The 17,745-nt window shown below is 62.2% G+C and carries 14 protein-coding genes; 12 read left to right on the forward strand and 2 right to left on the reverse strand.

Features of this window, described 5'->3' with window-relative positions:
* Positions 1–284: 284 nt before the first annotated feature.
* From E2K99_RS06105 to E2K99_RS06125, 5 genes are all read left to right on the forward strand, one after another.
* Entirely contained in the window at positions 285–1,052 is a 768-nt protein-coding gene (locus E2K99_RS06105; RefSeq protein ID WP_039788946.1) for a GNAT family N-acetyltransferase, read from the forward strand.
* Entirely contained in the window at positions 1,049–1,939 is an 891-nt protein-coding gene (locus E2K99_RS06110; protein WP_134221658.1) for a UDP-2,3-diacylglucosamine diphosphatase, read from the forward strand. The genes E2K99_RS06105 and E2K99_RS06110 overlap by 4 nt, the downstream gene beginning before the upstream one ends.
* A gap of 49 nt (positions 1,940–1,988) precedes the next feature.
* Positions 1,989–3,038, forward strand: a complete 1,050-nt coding sequence (locus E2K99_RS06115) for a glycosyltransferase family 4 protein (protein ID WP_121037928.1) — start codon at positions 1,989–1,991, stop codon at positions 3,036–3,038.
* Positions 3,039–3,418: 380 nt separating this feature from the next.
* A complete protein-coding gene (locus E2K99_RS06120; RefSeq protein ID WP_134221659.1) occupies positions 3,419–5,179 on the forward strand; it encodes a methyl-accepting chemotaxis protein in 1,761 nt (586 codons plus the stop codon).
* A gap of 361 nt (positions 5,180–5,540) precedes the next feature.
* The gene (locus tag E2K99_RS06125; protein ID WP_134221660.1) at positions 5,541–7,295 is read left to right on the forward strand and encodes a methyl-accepting chemotaxis protein; all 1,755 of its coding nucleotides are present in this window, start codon (positions 5,541–5,543) and stop codon (positions 7,293–7,295) included.
* Between the two features lie 164 nt (positions 7,296–7,459).
* On the opposite strand, the gene sixA is transcribed toward E2K99_RS06125, so the two are convergent.
* Together sixA and ppk1 are read right to left on the reverse strand one after the other, a co-directional pair.
* Positions 7,460–7,939, reverse strand: a complete 480-nt coding sequence (sixA, locus tag E2K99_RS06130; protein ID WP_039788936.1) for a phosphohistidine phosphatase SixA — start codon at positions 7,937–7,939, stop codon at positions 7,460–7,462.
* 41 nt (positions 7,940–7,980) lie between these two features.
* Positions 7,981–10,101: a polyphosphate kinase 1 gene (gene ppk1 / locus E2K99_RS06135; protein ID WP_034332662.1), complete on the reverse strand. Its 2,121-nt coding sequence runs from the start codon at positions 10,099–10,101 to the stop codon at positions 7,981–7,983.
* Between the two features lie 417 nt (positions 10,102–10,518).
* On the opposite strand from ppk1, the gene pstS reads away from it, so the two are divergent.
* From pstS to phoR, 7 genes are all read left to right on the forward strand, one after another.
* Positions 10,519–11,568, forward strand: a complete 1,050-nt coding sequence (pstS, locus tag E2K99_RS06140) for a phosphate ABC transporter substrate-binding protein PstS (RefSeq protein WP_134221661.1) — start codon at positions 10,519–10,521, stop codon at positions 11,566–11,568.
* Positions 11,569–11,739: 171 nt separating this feature from the next.
* Positions 11,740–12,750, forward strand: coding sequence for a phosphate ABC transporter permease subunit PstC (gene pstC / locus E2K99_RS06145; protein WP_121037939.1), 1,011 nt, complete (start codon positions 11,740–11,742; stop codon positions 12,748–12,750).
* A complete protein-coding gene (pstA, locus tag E2K99_RS06150; RefSeq protein ID WP_039788929.1) occupies positions 12,750–13,646 on the forward strand; it encodes a phosphate ABC transporter permease PstA in 897 nt (298 codons plus the stop codon). The genes pstC and pstA overlap by 1 nt, the downstream gene beginning before the upstream one ends.
* Before the next feature lie 35 nt (positions 13,647–13,681).
* Complete coding sequence (gene pstB / locus E2K99_RS06155; protein ID WP_134224048.1) at positions 13,682–14,482, forward strand: phosphate ABC transporter ATP-binding protein PstB; 801 nt, start codon at positions 13,682–13,684, stop codon at positions 14,480–14,482.
* Between the two features lie 179 nt (positions 14,483–14,661).
* Positions 14,662–15,369 carry a phosphate signaling complex protein PhoU gene (gene phoU / locus E2K99_RS06160; protein WP_134221662.1) on the forward strand — a complete coding sequence of 236 codons (708 nt, stop codon included), beginning with the start codon at positions 14,662–14,664 and terminating at the stop codon, positions 15,367–15,369.
* A gap of 93 nt (positions 15,370–15,462) precedes the next feature.
* Complete coding sequence (locus tag E2K99_RS06165; RefSeq protein ID WP_034332673.1) at positions 15,463–16,140, forward strand: response regulator; 678 nt, start codon at positions 15,463–15,465, stop codon at positions 16,138–16,140.
* A 135-nt stretch (positions 16,141–16,275) separates the two neighbouring features.
* Positions 16,276–17,586 carry a phosphate regulon sensor histidine kinase PhoR gene (gene phoR / locus E2K99_RS06170; protein WP_134221663.1) on the forward strand — a complete coding sequence of 437 codons (1,311 nt, stop codon included), beginning with the start codon at positions 16,276–16,278 and terminating at the stop codon, positions 17,584–17,586.
* Positions 17,587–17,745: the final 159 nt, after the last annotated feature.

Here is a 17,745-nt window from a genome sequence, read left to right on the forward strand (position 1 = left end):
TTTGTCACGCCATTGTAACGCTGGGCCGCCGGTTGTTGCTGCACCGCCAAAACGGCCGCAAAGGTCATGTGCGTGAAACATTCGCTGGTTAGTCTGTGCAGCGTTATCCCGGGGACATCGGCTGTTTCTCGAAATTAATCGATCAATTCTTCGATTTCATTTGAGGCAGCCGCAATTCTGAAGGGGACGCGGGAAGCAGTTCAGGTGAGGTCGCTTATGTTGTCTGGTTGACCTGGCTGACATCTTCCACGGTCTCTTTCAAACATCACCACAAAGGACAATGCATGAGACTGCTTACCATTCCTGCCGATGCCAATCCGAGTTTTGCCAAGCTGAACCTGAGCCTGGCCAGCACCCCGGAAGAAGTGCGCGAAGTTCAGCGCCTGCGCTACAAGGTCTTCATCGAAGCGATGAACCTGTCGGCCCTGGCCAACCCCGAAGGCCTGGACAAGGATGAGTTCGACGACTACTGCGATCACCTGATCGTGCGCGACAGCAAGACCCTCTCCGTGGTCGGCACCTATCGCGTGCTGAGCCCGCACGGTGCGCGCCGCATGGGCAAGTTCTACTCGGAACAGGAATTCGACCTCTCGCGCCTGGACAACATCCGCGGCGTCATCGCCGAAGCCGGCCGCGCCTGCATCCACCCGGACTACCGCAGCGGCGGCGTCATCATGATGCTGTGGGCCGGCCTGGCCGCCTACATGCGCAAGGAACGCTGCGAATACCTGATGGGCTGCGCCAGCGTGAGCCTGGCCGATGGTGGCCACAATGCCGCCGCGCTGTACCACGCCTTCCGCGAAAAGAACCTGGCGCCGCCGGACTATCGCGTCACGCCGCTCCTGCCCTTCCCGCTGGAAGACCGCCAGGCCGGCGTCGATCCGCAGATCCCGCCGCTGCTGCGCGGCTACCTGCGCAGCGGTGCGTGGGTGTGCGGCGAACCGGCCTGGGATCCTGATTTCCACTCGGCCGATTTCTTCCTGCTGCTGCCGCTCTCCAAGCTCGACAGCCGCTATGCCCGTCACTACCTCAAGGATTCGAGGACCGCATGAAGCCACGCGAACAGTTCATGGAAAAAGCCCAGGGGCTGTTCGCCGACCTGGGTCCCGACCACGATGCCGGTGACGAGGAAGCCAAGCGCGATCCGCTGCGCTTCCGCACCATCTGGATTTCCGATATCCACCTGGGTACCACCGGCTGCCAGGCTGAACGCCTGCTGGAGTTCCTGCGCGCCACCGAATCCGAAACGCTCTACCTGGTCGGCGACATCATCGACGGCTGGCAACTCAAGCGTCGCTGGTACTGGGACCAGTCGCACAACAACGTCGTGCAGACCGTGCTCAAGAAAGCCAAGAAGGGCACCAACGTCATCTTCGTTCCCGGCAATCACGATGAAGTGATCCGCCAGTTCATCGACCTCGATTTCGGCGGCATCAAGATCCGCGACGAGCTGGTGCACGTGACCGCCGAGGGCAAGCGCATGCTGGTACTGCACGGCGACCGCTTCGATGGCGTGATCGCCTGCGCCAAGTGGCTGGCCTACGTGGGCGACAGCCTCTACACCATGATCCTCAAGTTCAACCAGTGGTTCAACAGCTGGCGCGCGCGTGCCGGGCTGCCTTACTGGTCGCTTTCGCAGTACCTGAAATCCAAGGTCAAGAATGCGGTGAACTACATCACCTCCTTCGAAGACGCGCTCGCCGACGAGGCCAAGAAGAAGGGGCTGGATGGCGTCATCTGCGGCCACATCCACAAGCCCGAGATCCGCGACATCGGCGGTGTCGTCTACTGCAACGACGGCGACTGGGTCGAGAGCCTGTCGGCACTGGTGGAAGACCCCAGCGGTGAACTGCGCCTGGTGACCTGGCAGGAAATCATGCAACTCAAGCGCGCGGGCAAGGAAGCGCGCCAGGCCGCCCGCGAACTCGCCACCGCCTGAGGCAGCGGGTTCATCGCGATTCATATCGTTTATATTGTTTATATAGTTTATGCGCATTGCCATCATCAGCGACGCCGGAGAGCCGCAAGTCAACGGCGTCGTCAACACCTTGCGCTCCACCGTGCGTTGCCTGCGCGGTCTCGGCCACGAAGTGCTGCTGCTGTCGCCGCGCGACTTCCGCACCTTCGCCTGTCCGACCTATCCTGAAATCCGCCTGGCCTACAAGCCCTATGCCCGCATCGTGGCGGCGCTCGAAGCCTTCCAGCCCGATTGCATCCACATCGCTACCGAAGGACCGATGGGGCTGGCGGCGCGCCGTTATTGCGTGCGCCACAAGCTCAGTTTCACCACGGCCTATCACACCCGTTTCCCGGAATACCTGGCGGCGCGCAAGCTGCTGCCCAAGGCGATCACCTATCGTCTGCTGCGCTGGTTCCATGGTCGCTCCGAAGCCATCATGGTGCCCACTCCCGCGATGAAGACCGCGCTGGAAGAGGAGGGCTTCCGCAACGTCGTCCTGTGGGGGCGCGGCGTGGATACCAATCACTTCCGCCCGGCGGTGGAAGACCATGCCTGCATCGAACGTCCACTGTTCCTCTACGTGGGCCGCGTGGCGGTGGAAAAGAATATCGAAGCCTTCCTCAAGCTGGACCTGCCCGGCACCAAGTGGGTCGTGGGCGATGGCCCGCAACTGGAAGACCTGAGCGCGCGCTATCCGGAAGTGCGCTTCCTGGGGGCCAAGGGCCACGATGAGCTGCCGGCGTATTACAACTGCGCTGATGTATTCGTCTTCCCCAGCAAGACCGATACCTTCGGCCTGGTGCTGCTGGAGGCCATGGCCTGCGGCATTCCGGTCGCGGCCTATCCGGTGGAAGGTCCGATCGACGTGGTCGACAACGGCGTGTCCGGCGTATTGCGCCAGGACCTCAAGCAAGCCTGCCTGCAGGCCATGAAGCTCGACCATGAGGCGGTGCGCGCCCACGCCGCCACCCGCTCCTGGGAATCGGCCACCCAGCAGTTCCTGCAGCACCTGCACTTGGCGCACCGCAGTGCGCCCGGCAAGGCTGCGGCCATCAAGCCGGTGCGAGAGATCCGCTGACCCGGCAACGGCTGCCTTGCGCAGCCGTTCAGTTCTTCATCTTTTGATAACTATGCAAGATGCACATGAGGGCATGCCGACAAAGCATTGGCATGCCCGCGCACGCCTCTTCTAAGATGCGCCACGCCCGCGCGCGCCAGCTGTAATACTGATTACAAAAAACCAAGAAACCAGACTGGATGCACGCTGCAGACCGCCCGTCTCGGCCTGAAATCCGCGACCGGCGGGCCTTGCCGGGGCAAGGTGGCGGGGCGGGCATGAATCATGCTCCACCGCGAGCGCAACAACACGCAGTAAAAAGAGCAACTCGCAGGGTGCTGGTTCACCCTGCGCGCAATTGCATCACCGTCGACGTTCGCGTTATCAGGAAGAGACACGCCATGATTCAACATCTCAAGATCGGCAGCCGCCTGGCATTCGGCTTCTGCCTCATTCTGCTGCTGGCCACCGCCATCCTGCTGATCGGCCTGTGGCGCATGGCCGAGCTGGAAGCCAGCAGTGAATACGTGATTGACCAGAAGGTCGCCGCCATGACCAGCGCCATGAACATGCGCGAAGCCGGCAGCCAGCTGGCCCTGGCGCTGCGCAAGGTGGTCACGCCCACCGATGCCGCCGAGGGCAAGGCCGAGGACGCACACCTGGGCGAGATCCTGAAAGCCTATGCCGGCTTCGAGAAGCAGATCACAGGTTTGTCGGCCGATGGCCGTGGCAAGGATTTGCTGTCGGCCACCAGCGGCGAGAGCAAGAAGCTGTTCCCGCTGGTGGAGCAGATCCGCCAGCAGGTGGCCAGCAACAATTACTTCGATGCAGCCCAGCAGCTCAAGAGCGATTTTCTCCCTGCGCATGAGAAGTGGATGGCCAGCGTAGCGGCCCTGGCGGCGTTCCAGCAGGAGGACATGAAGCAGGCCCACGCTGACGCCAAGGACAGCTACCGCAAGGCGCAGATCGGCATGCTGGCCATGGGTGTGCTGACGCTGGGGCTGGGCTTCTTCTTCACCTTCATCATCACGCGCTCCATCGTCAATCCGCTCAAGCGCGCCGGCAGTATTGCGGAAACGATTTCCCGTGGCGATCTCACTCACGACTTCCACGACCAGGGGCGCGATGAAGCCGCACATCTGGTCAACGCCCTCGATGCCATGCAGGGCAATCTGGCGACCACGCTCAACGAGGTCAAGGAAAGCGCCGCCGTCATCGCCGTCGCCTCGCATGAAATCGCGCGCGGCAACGTGGATCTGTCGAACCGCACTGAATCGCAGGCCTCCAGTCTGGAGGAAACCGCCAGCTCGATGGAACAGCTGACCTCCACCGTGCAGCAAAACGCCGCCAACGCGCAGCAGGCCAACCAGCTGGTGCTGTCGGCCTCGGATTACGCCACCAAGGGTGGGCGTGTGGTCGGCGACGTGGTCGCCACCATGGGTTCGATCAAGGAGAGCTCGGGCAAGATCGTCGACATCATCGGCGTGATTGATGGCATTGCTTTCCAGACCAATATCCTCGCGCTCAACGCGGCAGTGGAAGCGGCCCGTGCCGGCGAGCAGGGACGCGGGTTTGCGGTGGTCGCCTCGGAAGTGCGCGCGCTGGCCCAGCGCAGCGCGGCGGCCGCCAAGGAAATCAAGGAGCTCATCAGCGATTCGGTGGACAAGGTCGATGCCGGCGGCAAGCTGGTCGATGAGGCCGGGGCCACCATGAGCGAGATCGTGGCCTCGGTCAAGCACGTGGCCGACATCATGGGCGAGATCACGGCCGCCAGCCAGGAGCAGAGCGCCGGTATCGCCGAGGTCAACAATGCCATCGCGCAGATCGACGAGATCACCCAGCAGAATGCGGCACTGGTCGAGCAGGCCGCCGCCGCTGCCGAAAGCCTGCAGGAGCAATCCGATGTGCTGGCCCGTGCCGTGGCCGTGTTCAAACTGAAGACGGCGGCGCAGGCGCGGCCTCAGTCACAGCCTCAACATCCCGCGCCCAAGCAGTCCGCTGCGCCGGTGATGAACAGTCCGGCAGCGGTGCGTACGGTCAATCCGCCGCCCGCGGTGGCTGCCGCCAGGAAGCCAGCCGTGGCCAGCTTGCCGCCTGCCTCCGGTGCGTCCAAAGGCAAGCCGGCGACGGCCGCACGCGATGATGATTTCGAGGAATTCTGATCGGATGCGCTGTTGCAAGAACTTGTAATTCTGGTTAAGCATTAGTCAATAAAAAATCAAGTTCGCGTGCAAGCGCCGCCACCCTTCAAGGTGGCGGCGCTTTTATTTTTTCAGGGTGGCAAGCACGCTGTGTGAGAATTCAAGATAATTGCGAAGTTGCCGTAAAGCTATATCAAATGTTGCAGGCGGATTGCCCCGGCAAGGGGAGGGCGGTCACCTGCGCACCCGGGGGGGAAGAGCGCGGCGTCGCAGAAGCGGCCACACAGGCCGGACGACGACCACGCCGATTGCGCAGAGTGCGCAGTACGCGGCCCCGGGGATTACAGTGCGGCACTTTCCCTTCATCCACCGGAACTAGTCCATGTCCATCAAGAACCTTTCGATCAAGGCGCAACTCGCCATTGCCGTCCTTGTCCTGTCCCTCCTGCTGCTTGCGCTCGGCCTGTCGGGCCTGCTGGGCATGTCGGCCGCCGTGAGCATCAACCGCCAGCTTTCCGAAGAACGCATCCCCAAGACCGTAGCCGCCGACAACACCCTGATCTGGATCGGCCGCCAGCGGACCTCGCTGGACCAGGCCGCCATGAGCCTGGATGCGGCCTGGACCGAGCGCATGTTCGTCATGGAAGCCAATGCCCGCAAGGAAGCCCTGCAATGGTGGGACAAGTACACGGCCCTGCCGCAGACGGACGAGGGCAGGGCGCTGGTGAAGAAGGTCTCCGAAGGCATTGCCAATACCCAGGTCGCGCTGGACAAGTTCACGGCCGCCATCAAGTCCCAGGATCGCCAGGCCATCGCCGATCAGGCACGCAAGGTGGGCCAGGCCTACAGCGCCATGCAGCTCGATGGCCAGGCACTCAACAAGTACGAGACCGAGCAGGCCGCAGAAAGCCTGGCTGCCACCAACGCGCGCTACCAAGCCTCGCGCATGTTCTCGATTGCCGCCGTCATCGGTGGCCTGCTGCTGGCCTTCTTCAGCTGGTGGTCGCTGCGCCGCGCGATCGGCGAGCCGATGCAGCGCGCGCTGCGCCACTTCGATGCCATCGCCAATGGCGACCTGACGCAGCCGGTCCACGTGCATTCGAAGAATGAAATGGGCCAGCTGCTGCAAGGTCTTTCCCGCATGCAGGAGAGCCTCTCGCGCACCGTGCGTGCCGTGCGCGGCGGCAGCGATGCGATTGCCACGGCCACGCGCGAGATCGCGTCCGGCAACCTGGACCTGTCCGCCCGCACCGAGCAGCAGGCCGCCTCGCTGGAAGAAACCGCCTCCAGCATGGAAGAACTGACCGGCACCGTGAAGCACAATGCCGACAATGCCCGCCAGGCGACGACCCTGGCGGTCAATGCCTCCACCATCGCCGCCGACGGCAATGCCGTGGTGGGCCGCGTGGTGCAGACCATGGAAGAGATCCGCGAGAGTTCGGCGCGCATCACCGACATCGTCAGCATCATCGACGGCATCGCCTTCCAGACCAACATCCTGGCCTTGAACGCCGCCGTGGAAGCGGCCCGTGCCGGTGAGCAGGGCCGCGGCTTTGCGGTGGTGGCCACCGAAGTGCGGGCGCTGGCGCAGCGTTCTTCCAGTGCCGCCAAGGAAATCAAGGAACTGATCATGCACTCGGTGGAACGCGTGCAGGCCGGTTCCGAACTGGTCGGCCAGGCCGGCGAGACCATGAGCGACGTGATCCAGGCAGTGCAGCGCGTCACCGACATCATGAGCGAGATCTCGGCCGCCTCCAATGAACAGAGCGCCGGTATCGACCAGGTCTCGCGCGCGGTCACGCAGATGGATGAAGCGACCCAGCAGAATGCCGCCCTGGTGGAACAGGCCAGTGCTGCGGCCAAATCGCTGGAGCAGCAGGCGCAGGCATTGATGCAGGAAGTGGCGATCTTCCGCGTGGGGCAGGGCGATGTGGTGAGCGGTCGGCCGCAGGTCAACGTACAGCAGCCTGCCCCCAAGGCTGCCGCCACGCCGGCCAAGCCGGTTGCAGCGACCAAGCCGGCCGTACCCAAGGCGGTCCCGGCACTGAAGCGCCCGGCTTTGCCGGCAGCCGCCGCCAGTGCCAAGCCTGCCTCGCGTCTGCCGGCGGGGGATGATGGCGACTGGGAGACCTTCTGATTTCCTGATCTCCTGATCTCCTCCGCTCCGGACGATCTGGTTTTTTTGCCAGAAACTTCACCCGGCTCCATGAAGAATCGCCGCAGCCCGCTTGCGCAGGGTGCGGCGATTTTTTCATTCACTTTTCACGCAAAAGGGGGCGATCCACCCCTCCTGTGCGAGGGTCAGCGCGGCGGATGCTTGCCCGGACTGTTCAGCAATTCCGGCGCGACCACGGCCTTGAGGTAATTGGTGGTCACGTCGCCGCGGTCGCGCTGGGCGATCCACCACACGTTGCCCTTGCGCAGCGACCATTCCTGCGGCTGTCCCGAGATCAGCCGTGCCGCCACCTGGCCCAGCGTCGGCTGGTGGCCCACGATCAGCACCGGCTCGCGGCTGTCGGGCCAGTTGGCCGCGCGTAGCAGGTCGTCGGCGCTCATGTTGGGAGCCAGGTCGGCCACCACCTTGTACTTGCGCTTCAAGGCTTCCACCGTCTGCAGCGTGCGCGTGGCCGGGCTGACCAGGATGCGGCAGCTCTCGGGCAGGTTGCGGTCCAGCCATTCGGCCATCTTGGCCGCCTGCTTGTGCCCCTTCGGGGTCAGGGCGCGGCCCTCGTCGGGCTCGCCCAGTTCAGCCTCGGCATGACGCCACAGAATCAGGTCCATCTCAGCTCCTTGAGGAAATCAGCAGGCCGCCATGCGCGCCATTACACAGGCTCTTCCGGCGGCGTGGCCGGGATGCCCAGCGTGGTCATCAGATGCTGCTGGGCGTTGAAGGACTGCTGCTTGCTGCGCGCTTTCTTGAGGGTATAGACACCATTGACATCAAGGTGCCAGGCGTTGGTGTTGTCCTTCAGATAGGGATTCAGACCCTCGTTCATCACGCGCTTCTTGAGTGCCTTGTCCAGCACCGGGAAGCCGACCTCGATGCGGCGGAACAGGTTGCGGTTCATCCAGTCGGCGCTGGCCAGGTAGACGTCGTGCTTGAGGTCGTTGCGGAAATAATAGATGCGCGAGTGTTCCAGATAGCGTCCGATGATGGAGCGCACCTTGATGTTCTCCGACAGCCCCGGCACGCCCGGCCGCAGCGCGCACGCACCGCGCACGATCAGGTCAATCTTGACGCCGTCGGCCGAGGCCGCATAGAGCGCGCGGATCACCGATTCATCCAGCAGCGCATTCATCTTGGCGATGATGCGCGCCGGCCGGCCTTCGCGGGCGATCTGCCCTTCGTTGCGGATGGCACGGATGATTTCCTTCTGCAGCGAGAACGGGGCCAGCCACAGGTGCGTGAGATTGCGGGGCTTGGTCAGGCTGGTGAGGTGGATGAAGACTTCGTTGACTTCGGCGGTCAGCTCCTGGTTGGAGGTCAGCAGGCCAAAGTCGGTATAGAACTTGGTGGTATTGGGGTGATAGTTGCCGGTGCCCAGGTGCGCATAGAAGCGCAGGTTCTGGTCGTCGTCACGGCGGATCACCAGGGCCAGCTTGGCGTGCGTCTTCAGGCCGACCACGCCGTAGACCACTTGCGCGCCGGCCTGCTCCAGTTTGACGGCCCAGTTGATGTTGGCTTCTTCATCGAAGCGCGCCATCAACTCCACGATCACCGTCACTTCCTTGCCATGCTGGGCGGCGTAGATCAGGGCCTCCATCAGGTCCGAGTTCATGCCGGTGCGGTAGATGGTCTGCTTGATGGCCAGCACGCGCGGATCGTGGGCGGCGGTGCGGATGAAATCGACCACCGGCTGGAAGGACTGGAAGGGGTGGTGCAGCAGCACGTCCTTCTTGTCCAGCGCGGCGAAGATGTTTTCATTGGCCAGCTGCGGCGGCAGCGTGGGCGAGAAGGGCGGGAAGCGCAACTCCGGCTGGTTCACCAGGTTGACGATCTCGCCCAGGCGCACCATGTTCACCGGACCCTGCACGGCGTACAGACGATTGCGCTCGATGTTGAACTGGTTCAGCAGGAACTGCGCCAGGTGTTCCGGGCAGTTGGCCGCCACTTCCAGGCGCACCGCCACGCCGAACTGGCGGCTCTGCAATTCGGTCTCCAGCGCCTGGCGCAGGTTCTTGACCTCTTCTTCATCGACCCACAGGTCGCTGTTGCGGGTGACGCGGAATTGCGAATAGGCGGTGATGTCGCGCCCCGGGAACAGGTCCGCGATATGCGCATGGATCACCGAAGAGAGCAGGCAGAACGAGGACTGCCCCTTGGCCGACAGGTGGTCCGGCAGCTTGATCACGCGCGGCAGTACGCGCGGTGCCTTGACGATGACGATGGCCGTGCCGCGTCCGAAGGCATCCTTGCCGGAGAGCTCGATGATGAAATTGAGGCTCTTGTTGTGCACCTGCGGGAAGGGGTGGGCCGGATCCAGTCCGATGGGCGTCAGCAGCGGCCGCACGTGCTGCTCGAAATATTGCTTCACCCAGGCGCGCTGCGCTTCGTTGCGGTCGTCATGGCGCAGCAGGTGGATGCCGTTGGCGGCCAGCTGCGGCAGGATCTCTTCGTTCAGGAGTTCATATTGGCGCGTAACGATGCGGTGGCATTCGGCGCTGGTGCGTTCGAGCGCGGCGCGCAGTTCGGGCGGGTCGATGTTCTCGCCCTCGATGCGGTTGGCCAGCAGGCTGGCGATGCGCACTTCGAAAAATTCATCGAGGTTGCTGCTGCAAATGCACAAATAGCGCAGGCGCTCCAGCAGCGGCACGCTGTCATCTTCGGCCTGGGCCAGCACGCGGCGGTTGAAGGCCAGTTGCGACAGTTCACGGTTGAGGTAAATCGTACTGGCGGGAAGTTCAGGTTGGGTACTGCTCTCCGGCTTTGCTTTTCTGGTCATCAATGGTCCCTGTCCATCCACTTAGAGCGGGCAGTGTATTTAGGAGGTATGACGAGTTTATGACAACACCTTGGCTGCTTTGTCATATTTGCTTCAGTATAAATCCATCTCTATATGATGACAAAATCATATTTGTCTGCGGGCAATCCTTGGTGTCATCTTTCGGCGCCAGTGACATCAAACTGTCAGGAAAGCCGCACTGCGCGTGGCATGCGGGTTTTCGGCCGGTTGCCGGGTGCCGGGGAGGGGATGTTGCAGTGCGGCGTGGAGGGCCGTGCAATCTGGACTGAATGACAAGTTCGGGTCATAAACTCGTCACATTAGCTGGTTAAAGTTCGCCCTGTCTCGAAAGTCATCCCTCCCGACGTGATGTTTCTCGGTGACCGTCCTCTCTTCAAAATCATAGGAGTAGCAGAAATGGGTTTTAACCATCTGATCAAGTCTGTTGCAATCGCAGTGGCTGGCGCTTTCGCTTTCAGCGGTGCCGTGCATGCAGCAGAAATCACCGGCGCAGGCGCCTCCTTCCCGTACCCGGTCTACGCCAAGTGGGCTGAGCTGTACAAGGCCGCCACCGGCAACAGCCTGAACTACCAATCCATCGGTTCGGGCGGTGGCATCAAGCAGATCAAGGCCAAGACCGTCGATTTCGGCGCTTCGGATGCTCCGCTGCCGCAAAGCGAACTGGCTGAAGCCGGCCTGACCCAGTTCCCGGCCGTCGTCGGTGGCGTGGTTCCCGTGGTCAACCTGGACGGCGTGACCCCCGGCCAGATCAAGCTGTCGGGCCAGGTGCTGGGCGACATCTACGCCGGCAAGATCACCAAGTGGAACGCCGCTGAAATCACCGCCCTGAACCCGGGCGTGAAGCTGCCGAATGAAGACATCACCGTCGTCTACCGTTCGGACGCATCGGGCACTTCCTACGTCTTCACCTCCTACCTGTCCAAGGCCAACGCCGACTTCAAGAGCAAGATCGGTGCCGGTACTGCCGTCAAGTGGCCGACCGGCGTGGGTGGCAAGGGTAACGAAGGCGTTGCCGCCAACGTGCAGAAGGTCAAGGGCGCAATCGGCTACGTCGAGTACGCCTACGTCAAGAAGAACAAGCTGAACTACACCCAGCTGAAGAACAAGGATGGCAACTTCGTCTCCCCGGACGACTCCTCCTTCAAGGCCGCTACCGCCCACGGCGACTGGGCCAAGACCCCGGGCTTCGCGGTTGACTTCACCGATGCCGCCGGCAAGGAATCGTGGCCGATCTCCAGCGCCACCTTCATCCTGCTGCACAAGGAACAGGCTGGCGATGGCGCCAAGGGCAAGGAAGTCCTGAAGTTCTTCGACTGGGCCTACAAGAACGGCGGCAAGGTTGCTGCTGAACTGGACTACGTGCCCCTGCCGGATTCGGTCACCAAGCTGGTGGAAGATTCCTGGAAGAGCAACGTCAAGGACAGCAGCGGCAAGGCTCTCTGGTAAGCCAAGCCCAGTCCGGCCGGATGCCATGAACATCCGGTCATAGCAGCCTCTCCCCTACGGAGCATTCGGGTCATCGCAGCGAGAACGAGCAACTCTGGAGCACAGAGCATTCGCGGCGATGGCCCGTTTTAATGGTGAATTCAAATGAGCGCTAATTATTCCACCACGGCAATGTCGAATACCGAAGTCAAAAAATCCCCGACAGAGACTGAAAGTGCGCAAGCCGCGCGCGAGAAGTTGATGGCCGTCATGCGCCGCCAGCGTCTGCAGGATTTCTTTTTCCACAAGATCACCCTGATCTTCGCCCTGTCCGTGCTGCTGATGCTGGGCGGGATCATCGTTTCCCTCATCATCGGTGCCGCACCGGCGTTCCAGGCCTTCGGCCCGGGCTTCATCACGCGCGTCGAATGGGATCCGACCAATAACGAATTCGGCGCCATGATCGCCATCGTCGGCACGCTGTCGACCTCGATCATCGCCTTGCTGATCGCCTTCCCGGTCAGCTTCGGCATCGCGCTGTTCCTGACCGAAATCTGCCCGGCCAAGCTGCGCCGTCCGCTGGGCACCTGTGTGGAACTGCTGGCGGGCGTGCCCTCCATCATCTACGGCATGTGGGGCCTGTTCGTGTTCGCACCGCTGTTCTCCGAATACGGCCAGCCCTTCCTGAAGGCCACCCTGGGCCAGATCCCCGGCATCGGCGTGCTGTTCTCCGGCCCGACCATGGGTATCGGCATCCTGACCGCCGGCCTGATCCTGTCGGTCATGATCATCCCCTTCATCTCCTCGGTGATGCGCGACGTGTTTGAAGTCGTCCCCGCAGTGCTGAAGGAATCGGCCTACGGTCTCGGCTGCACTCGCTGGGAAGTGGTGCGCAAGGTGGTGCTGCCCTACACCAAGACCGGTGTGGTCGGTGGCGTGATGCTGGGCCTGGGCCGTGCGCTGGGCGAGACCATGGCGGTCACCTTCGTGATCGGCAACTCGCATCGCCTGTCCTGGTCGCTGTTCTCGGCCGGCAACTCGATTGCCTCAACCCTGGCCAATGAAATCGCCGAAGCCTCCAGCAAGCTGCACGTGTCCTCGCTGTTTGCCCTGGGCCTGATCCTGTTCGTCATCACCTTCATCGTTCTGTCCGCCGCCAAGATCATGCTCATGGGCATGACCCGCAAGGAAGGAGCCAAATAATGAGCCAGACCGTACAAGCCGGTGTGAAAAGCACCGACCAGGCGCAAGCCATGAACCCCGTCTACCGCCGTCGCCTGATGCAGCATCGCATGGGCATGCTGTTCTCCTTCCTGGCCATGGGCCTGGGCCTGTTCGTGCTGGCCTGGATCCTGCTGACCCTGGTCTTCAAGGGCGTGGCCGCGCTGAACCTGGGCCTGCTGACCGAAAACACCCCCGGTCCGGGCGATGCCGGCGGCGGCCTGCTGAACCCCATCGTCGGCTCGCTGCTGATGGTCGGTATCAGCACCATCATCAGCACCCCGATCGGCATCCTGGCTGGCGTCTATCTCGCCGAATACGGCGAGGAAAGCAAGCTGGCCCAGGTCACCCGCTTCGTTACCGACATCATGCTGTCGGCACCGTCGATCGTGATCGGCCTGTTCATCTACGCCATCTACGTGGCCAACGTGAACCACTTCTCGGGCTGGGCCGGTACCTTCGCCATTTCGCTGATCGCCATTCCGGTGGTGGTGCGTACCACCGACAACATGCTGAAACTGGTGCCGAGCGGCCTGCGTGAAGCGGCCTTCGCGCTGGGTGCCCCGCGCTGGAAGGTGGCCATCATCGTGCGTCTGCGTGCCGTCAAGGCGGGCGTGGTGACCGGCGTGCTGCTGGCCGTAGCACGTATTTCGGGTGAGACCGCGCCGCTGCTGTTCACCGCCCTGAACAACCAGTTCTTCAGCACCAACATGAACCGTCCGATCGCCAACCTGCCGGTGGTGATCAACCAGTTCGCCATGAGCCCGTATGACAACTGGGTCTCGCTGGCATGGGGCGGCGCCTTGCTGATCACCTTCAGCGTGCTGCTGCTCAACGTGCTCTCGCGCACCCTGTTCAAACAACAAATCCCCGGCTAATTCTCCAAGTGACCGACATGACTACTGCTCATCAAATGGCAAGCCACGCTTCGACCGCACCTCTCAACGCCGCTGCGGCCCAGAAGACCACGCTGGAAGTTTCGCAACTGAACTTCTACTACGGCGGATTCCAGGGTTTGAAGAACATCAACCTGAACATCTTCGAAGGCAAGGTCACCGCCTTCATCGGCCCCTCGGGCTGCGGCAAGTCGACGCTGCTGCGTACCTTCAACCGCATGTATGACCTGTACCCCGGCCAGCGCGCCGAAGGCAAGATCATGTATGCCGGCAACAACATCCTCGAACCGGGCCAGGATCTGAACATGCTGCGTGCCAAGGTCGGCATGGTGTTCCAGAAGCCGACTCCGTTCCCGATGTCGGTGTATGACAACATCGCCTTCGGTATCCGCCTGTATGAAAACCTGCCCAAGGGCGAGATGGATGAGCGCGTCGAATGGGCGCTCAACAAGGCGGCGCTGTGGGGTGAAGTGAAGGACAAGCTGCACAAGAGCGGCCTGTCGCTCTCCGGTGGTCAGCAACAGCGTCTGTGTATCGCACGCGGCGTAGCCGTGAAGCCGGAAGTGCTGCTGCTGGATGAACCGACGTCGGCGCTGGATCCGATTTCGACGGCCAAGGTGGAAGAACTGATCGGTGAACTCAAGAACGACTACACCATCGCCATCGTGACCCACAACATGCAGCAGGCGGCGCGCTGCTCGGATTACACCGCTTACATGTACCTGGGCGAGCTGGTGGAGTTTGGCGAGACCGATCAGATCTTCATGAATCCGGTGCGCAAGGAAACCCAAGACTACATCACCGGCCGCTTTGGCTGATCGAACCGTCGTCTCGGCTACTGCGCGCTCCGATTTCGCGTCTGCGATGCTCGCCGTACCCAGTACGGCTGCGCTTCTCGACGCGAACTCGAAGCGCTCGCTACGCCGATACGACGATTCCACAGAGTAGTCATTGCACCGTATATATTATTTATAGAAATTCTTTTTAGGGACGTCACATGACCGGCGATCATTCCTCCAAACAGTATGACCAGGATCTGGAGCAGATCCGCTCCAAGGTGCTCGCCATGGGCGGCATGGTGGAACACCAGTTCCAGGACGCGATTGCGGCCTTCCGCAACGGCAACCTCGACGTCGCCCATCGCGTGATGAAGGACGACGAAGCCGTCAATCGCCTCGAAGTAGAACTCGACGACGCCTGCAGCCACCTGATCGTGCGCCGCCAGCCAACCGCCAATGACCTGCGTACCGTCATGGCCACCATCAAGATCATCACCGATCTGGAACGCGTGGGCGACGAGGCGACCAAGATCGCCCGCACCGCCATCCACCTGCACAAGCGCGGCATCGGCCTGGTCTCGCACTACGAAACCGTGAGCCTGATCGCCGAACAGGCCATGGACCAGCTGCGCAGCGCCCTCGACGCCTTCGCCCGCCTGGATGACCAGCAGGCGCGGGAACTGATCAAGCAGGACGAACGCATCGACCACGGTTTCCGTTCCATCACCCGCAGCCTCATCACCTTCATGATGGAAGACCCGCGCACCATCTCCGGTTCCATCGATACCCTGTGGGTGGCCAAGGCCATCGAACGCATCGGCGACCATGCCAAGAACATCGCCGAATACGTGGTCTACGTGGTCGGTGGCAAGGATATCCGCCACACCGACTTCGGTTCGGCCAAGGCGCTCCAGGAAGAAGACTAAGCACGACGGCACCGTTACTGGCAGCGGGGGAAGCGCTGCCAGCACCGGATTGCGGAGGGGAGACCCGCGATACTGCTTACCAGCCTGACTATCATGACTACTATCCTCATCGTCGAAGACGAACCCTCCATTGCCGAACTGATTGCCTTCACCCTCAAGGAGGCAGGCTGGTCCAGTTTCGTCGTCTCCAACGCGGCCGCGGCCTGGGACTTCGTCCAGCACCGCGCCCCGCAACTGGTGCTGCTGGACTGGATGCTGCCCGACCGCAGCGGGTTGCACCTGCTCTCGCGCATCCGCGCCGACCGCCAGCTGCAGCAACTGTCGGTCATCATGCTCACCGCCAAGAGCATGGAAGAAGACAAGATCGCCGGCCTCGACAACGGTGCCGACGACTACATCACCAAGCCCTTCTCGCCGCGCGAACTGACCGCGCGCATCAAGGCCCTCCTGCGCCGCAAGAGCCCGGAGCACGCCCAGGAAGTGATGTCGGCCGGTCCGGTCACGCTCGATCCGGCCAGCTGCTCGGTGAGCCTGTCGGGCGCACGCATCGATATCGGCCATGCCGAATACAAGCTGCTGAAGTTTTTCCTGGCGCATCCTGATCGCGTGTTCTCGCGCAGCCAGCTGCTCGACCGCGTCTGGGGCGACCACGTGGTGATCGAGGAACGCACCGTGGATGTCCACGTGCTGCGCCTGCGCAAGGCCCTGCGCGATGCCGAGTACCTCATCAAGACGGTGCGCAGCGTGGGCTACATGCTCTCGACCAAATAACGATCAAGCAAATAGCGATCAAGCAAATCACGATCAAGTAAATAAAGATCAAAGACCAAACAGCCCGCGTCGTTCATAATCAATAAAATTAAAAAACCGGCGCGCGGGCGCTTCCCAGATTTATCTGTCAAATCAATGAGTCCACAACTTCTGTTCTGGATTCCTGCTGTATTGCGCCTGGTGTTGTGCCTGGCCGGAGCAGGAGTCGTCGGTTTCTTCTTCGGCCCCATCATCGGGCTGGTCACGGCGGTGCTGGGCGTGGGCGCGATGATGATCACGCACCTGCACTACCTGCTGCGCCTGTCGACCTGGCTGGATGATTCCGGCCAGTCGCGCCTGCCCGATGGCTGGGGGGCCTGGACCGATGTCTATGCGCGCCTGTACCGCATGCGCCGCGACGATGAACGCAACCAGGCCGAACTGGCCGAGTGGCTGGCGCGCTTCCGCCAGGCCATGAGCCTGCTGCCGGATGGCGTGGTGATCATGGACGACGTGCTCTTCCTCGAATGGTGCAACCCGGCCGCGCAGTCGCACCTGGGCCTCAAGCTGGACCGCGACAAGGGCATGCGCGTCACCAACCTGATCCGCAATCCGGCCTTCATCGACTACATCATCCTGGGCCGCTACGAGCAGCCGCTCACGCTGGCCCTGCATGAGCGCAAGCTGATCATCCAGATCATCCCCTTCGAGAACCGCCGCCAGATCCTGGTCACCCACGACGTCACCGAATCGCAGCGCATCGACATGATGCGCCGTGACTTCGTGGCCAATGCCTCGCACGAACTGCGCACGCCGCTGACCGTCATCAACGGTTTTCTGGAAATCGCGCTGGCGCAGCCGAATCTGGAAGAGTCCACCCGCATGGCCCACCTGAAGCTCATGACCGAGCAGGGCCAGCGCATGCAGAACCTGATCGACGACATGCTCACGCTGACGCGCCTGGAATCGATCGACTACCCCCTGCGCTCCGAAGTGCTGCGCGTCCGTCCGCTGCTGGAGCGCATCGCCGAGGAAGGCCGTGCGCTGTCGGCGGGCAAGCATGACATCCGCCTGGTGGTCGACGGCCCCGACCTCAAGGGCAATGCCGATGAACTGCGCAGCGCCTTTACCAACCTGGTCACCAATGCCGTGCGCTATACCCCGGAAGGCGGCACCATCACCCTGCGCTGGCAGAGTGACGAGCAGGGCGCACATTTCGCGGTGCAAGATACCGGCATCGGCATCAGCCCCGAACATATCTCGCGCCTGACCGAACGCTTCTATCGCGTCGACAAGAGCCGCTCGCGCGAGACCCAGGGCACCGGCCTGGGCCTGGCCATCGTGCGTCACGTGCTGCTGCGCCACCATGCCACGCTGGAGATTGCCTCGGTGCCGGATCACGGCAGTACCTTCACGGTGCACTTCCCGGCGACCCAGACCATCGCGGATTACGCGGCGCAGCAATAAACTGCCCACCTCCGGTCAAACCAAATGGAAAGGATGCTTCGGCATCCTTTTTTCATGTTTGAATCGGCCGCAGGCGCGTACTATTGCGCCATAGCTCAACGCTGACATGTCGTCAGTAAGTGAAATTACGAATGCCTGCCTTCTGTCTTCACGGCAACA

The sequence above is a fragment of the Herbaspirillum huttiense genome (assembly GCF_004367745.1).
In the GTDB taxonomy this organism is placed as follows: domain Bacteria; phylum Pseudomonadota; class Gammaproteobacteria; order Burkholderiales; family Burkholderiaceae_D; genus Herbaspirillum; species Herbaspirillum huttiense.

Coding starts and splice junctions, on each gene's coding strand:
- E2K99_RS06105 (WP_039788946.1), top strand. CDS start 285: ATGAGACTGCTTACCATTCCTGCCGATGCCAATCCGAGTTTTGCCAAG.
- E2K99_RS06110 (WP_134221658.1), top strand. CDS start 1,049: ATGAAGCCACGCGAACAGTTCATGGAAAAAGCCCAGGGGCTGTTCGCC.
- E2K99_RS06115 (WP_121037928.1), top strand. CDS start 1,989: ATGCGCATTGCCATCATCAGCGACGCCGGAGAGCCGCAAGTCAACGGC.
- E2K99_RS06120 (WP_134221659.1), top strand. CDS start 3,419: ATGATTCAACATCTCAAGATCGGCAGCCGCCTGGCATTCGGCTTCTGC.
- E2K99_RS06125 (WP_134221660.1), top strand. CDS start 5,541: ATGTCCATCAAGAACCTTTCGATCAAGGCGCAACTCGCCATTGCCGTC.
- sixA (WP_039788936.1), bottom strand. CDS start 7,939: ATGGACCTGATTCTGTGGCGTCATGCCGAGGCTGAACTGGGCGAGCCC.
- ppk1 (WP_034332662.1), bottom strand. CDS start 10,101: ATGACCAGAAAAGCAAAGCCGGAGAGCAGTACCCAACCTGAACTTCCC.
- pstS (WP_134221661.1), top strand. CDS start 10,519: ATGGGTTTTAACCATCTGATCAAGTCTGTTGCAATCGCAGTGGCTGGC.
- pstC (WP_121037939.1), top strand. CDS start 11,740: ATGTCGAATACCGAAGTCAAAAAATCCCCGACAGAGACTGAAAGTGCG.
- pstA (WP_039788929.1), top strand. CDS start 12,750: ATGAGCCAGACCGTACAAGCCGGTGTGAAAAGCACCGACCAGGCGCAA.
- pstB (WP_134224048.1), top strand. CDS start 13,682: ATGGCAAGCCACGCTTCGACCGCACCTCTCAACGCCGCTGCGGCCCAG.
- phoU (WP_134221662.1), top strand. CDS start 14,662: ATGACCGGCGATCATTCCTCCAAACAGTATGACCAGGATCTGGAGCAG.
- E2K99_RS06165 (WP_034332673.1), top strand. CDS start 15,463: ATGACTACTATCCTCATCGTCGAAGACGAACCCTCCATTGCCGAACTG.
- phoR (WP_134221663.1), top strand. CDS start 16,276: ATGAGTCCACAACTTCTGTTCTGGATTCCTGCTGTATTGCGCCTGGTG.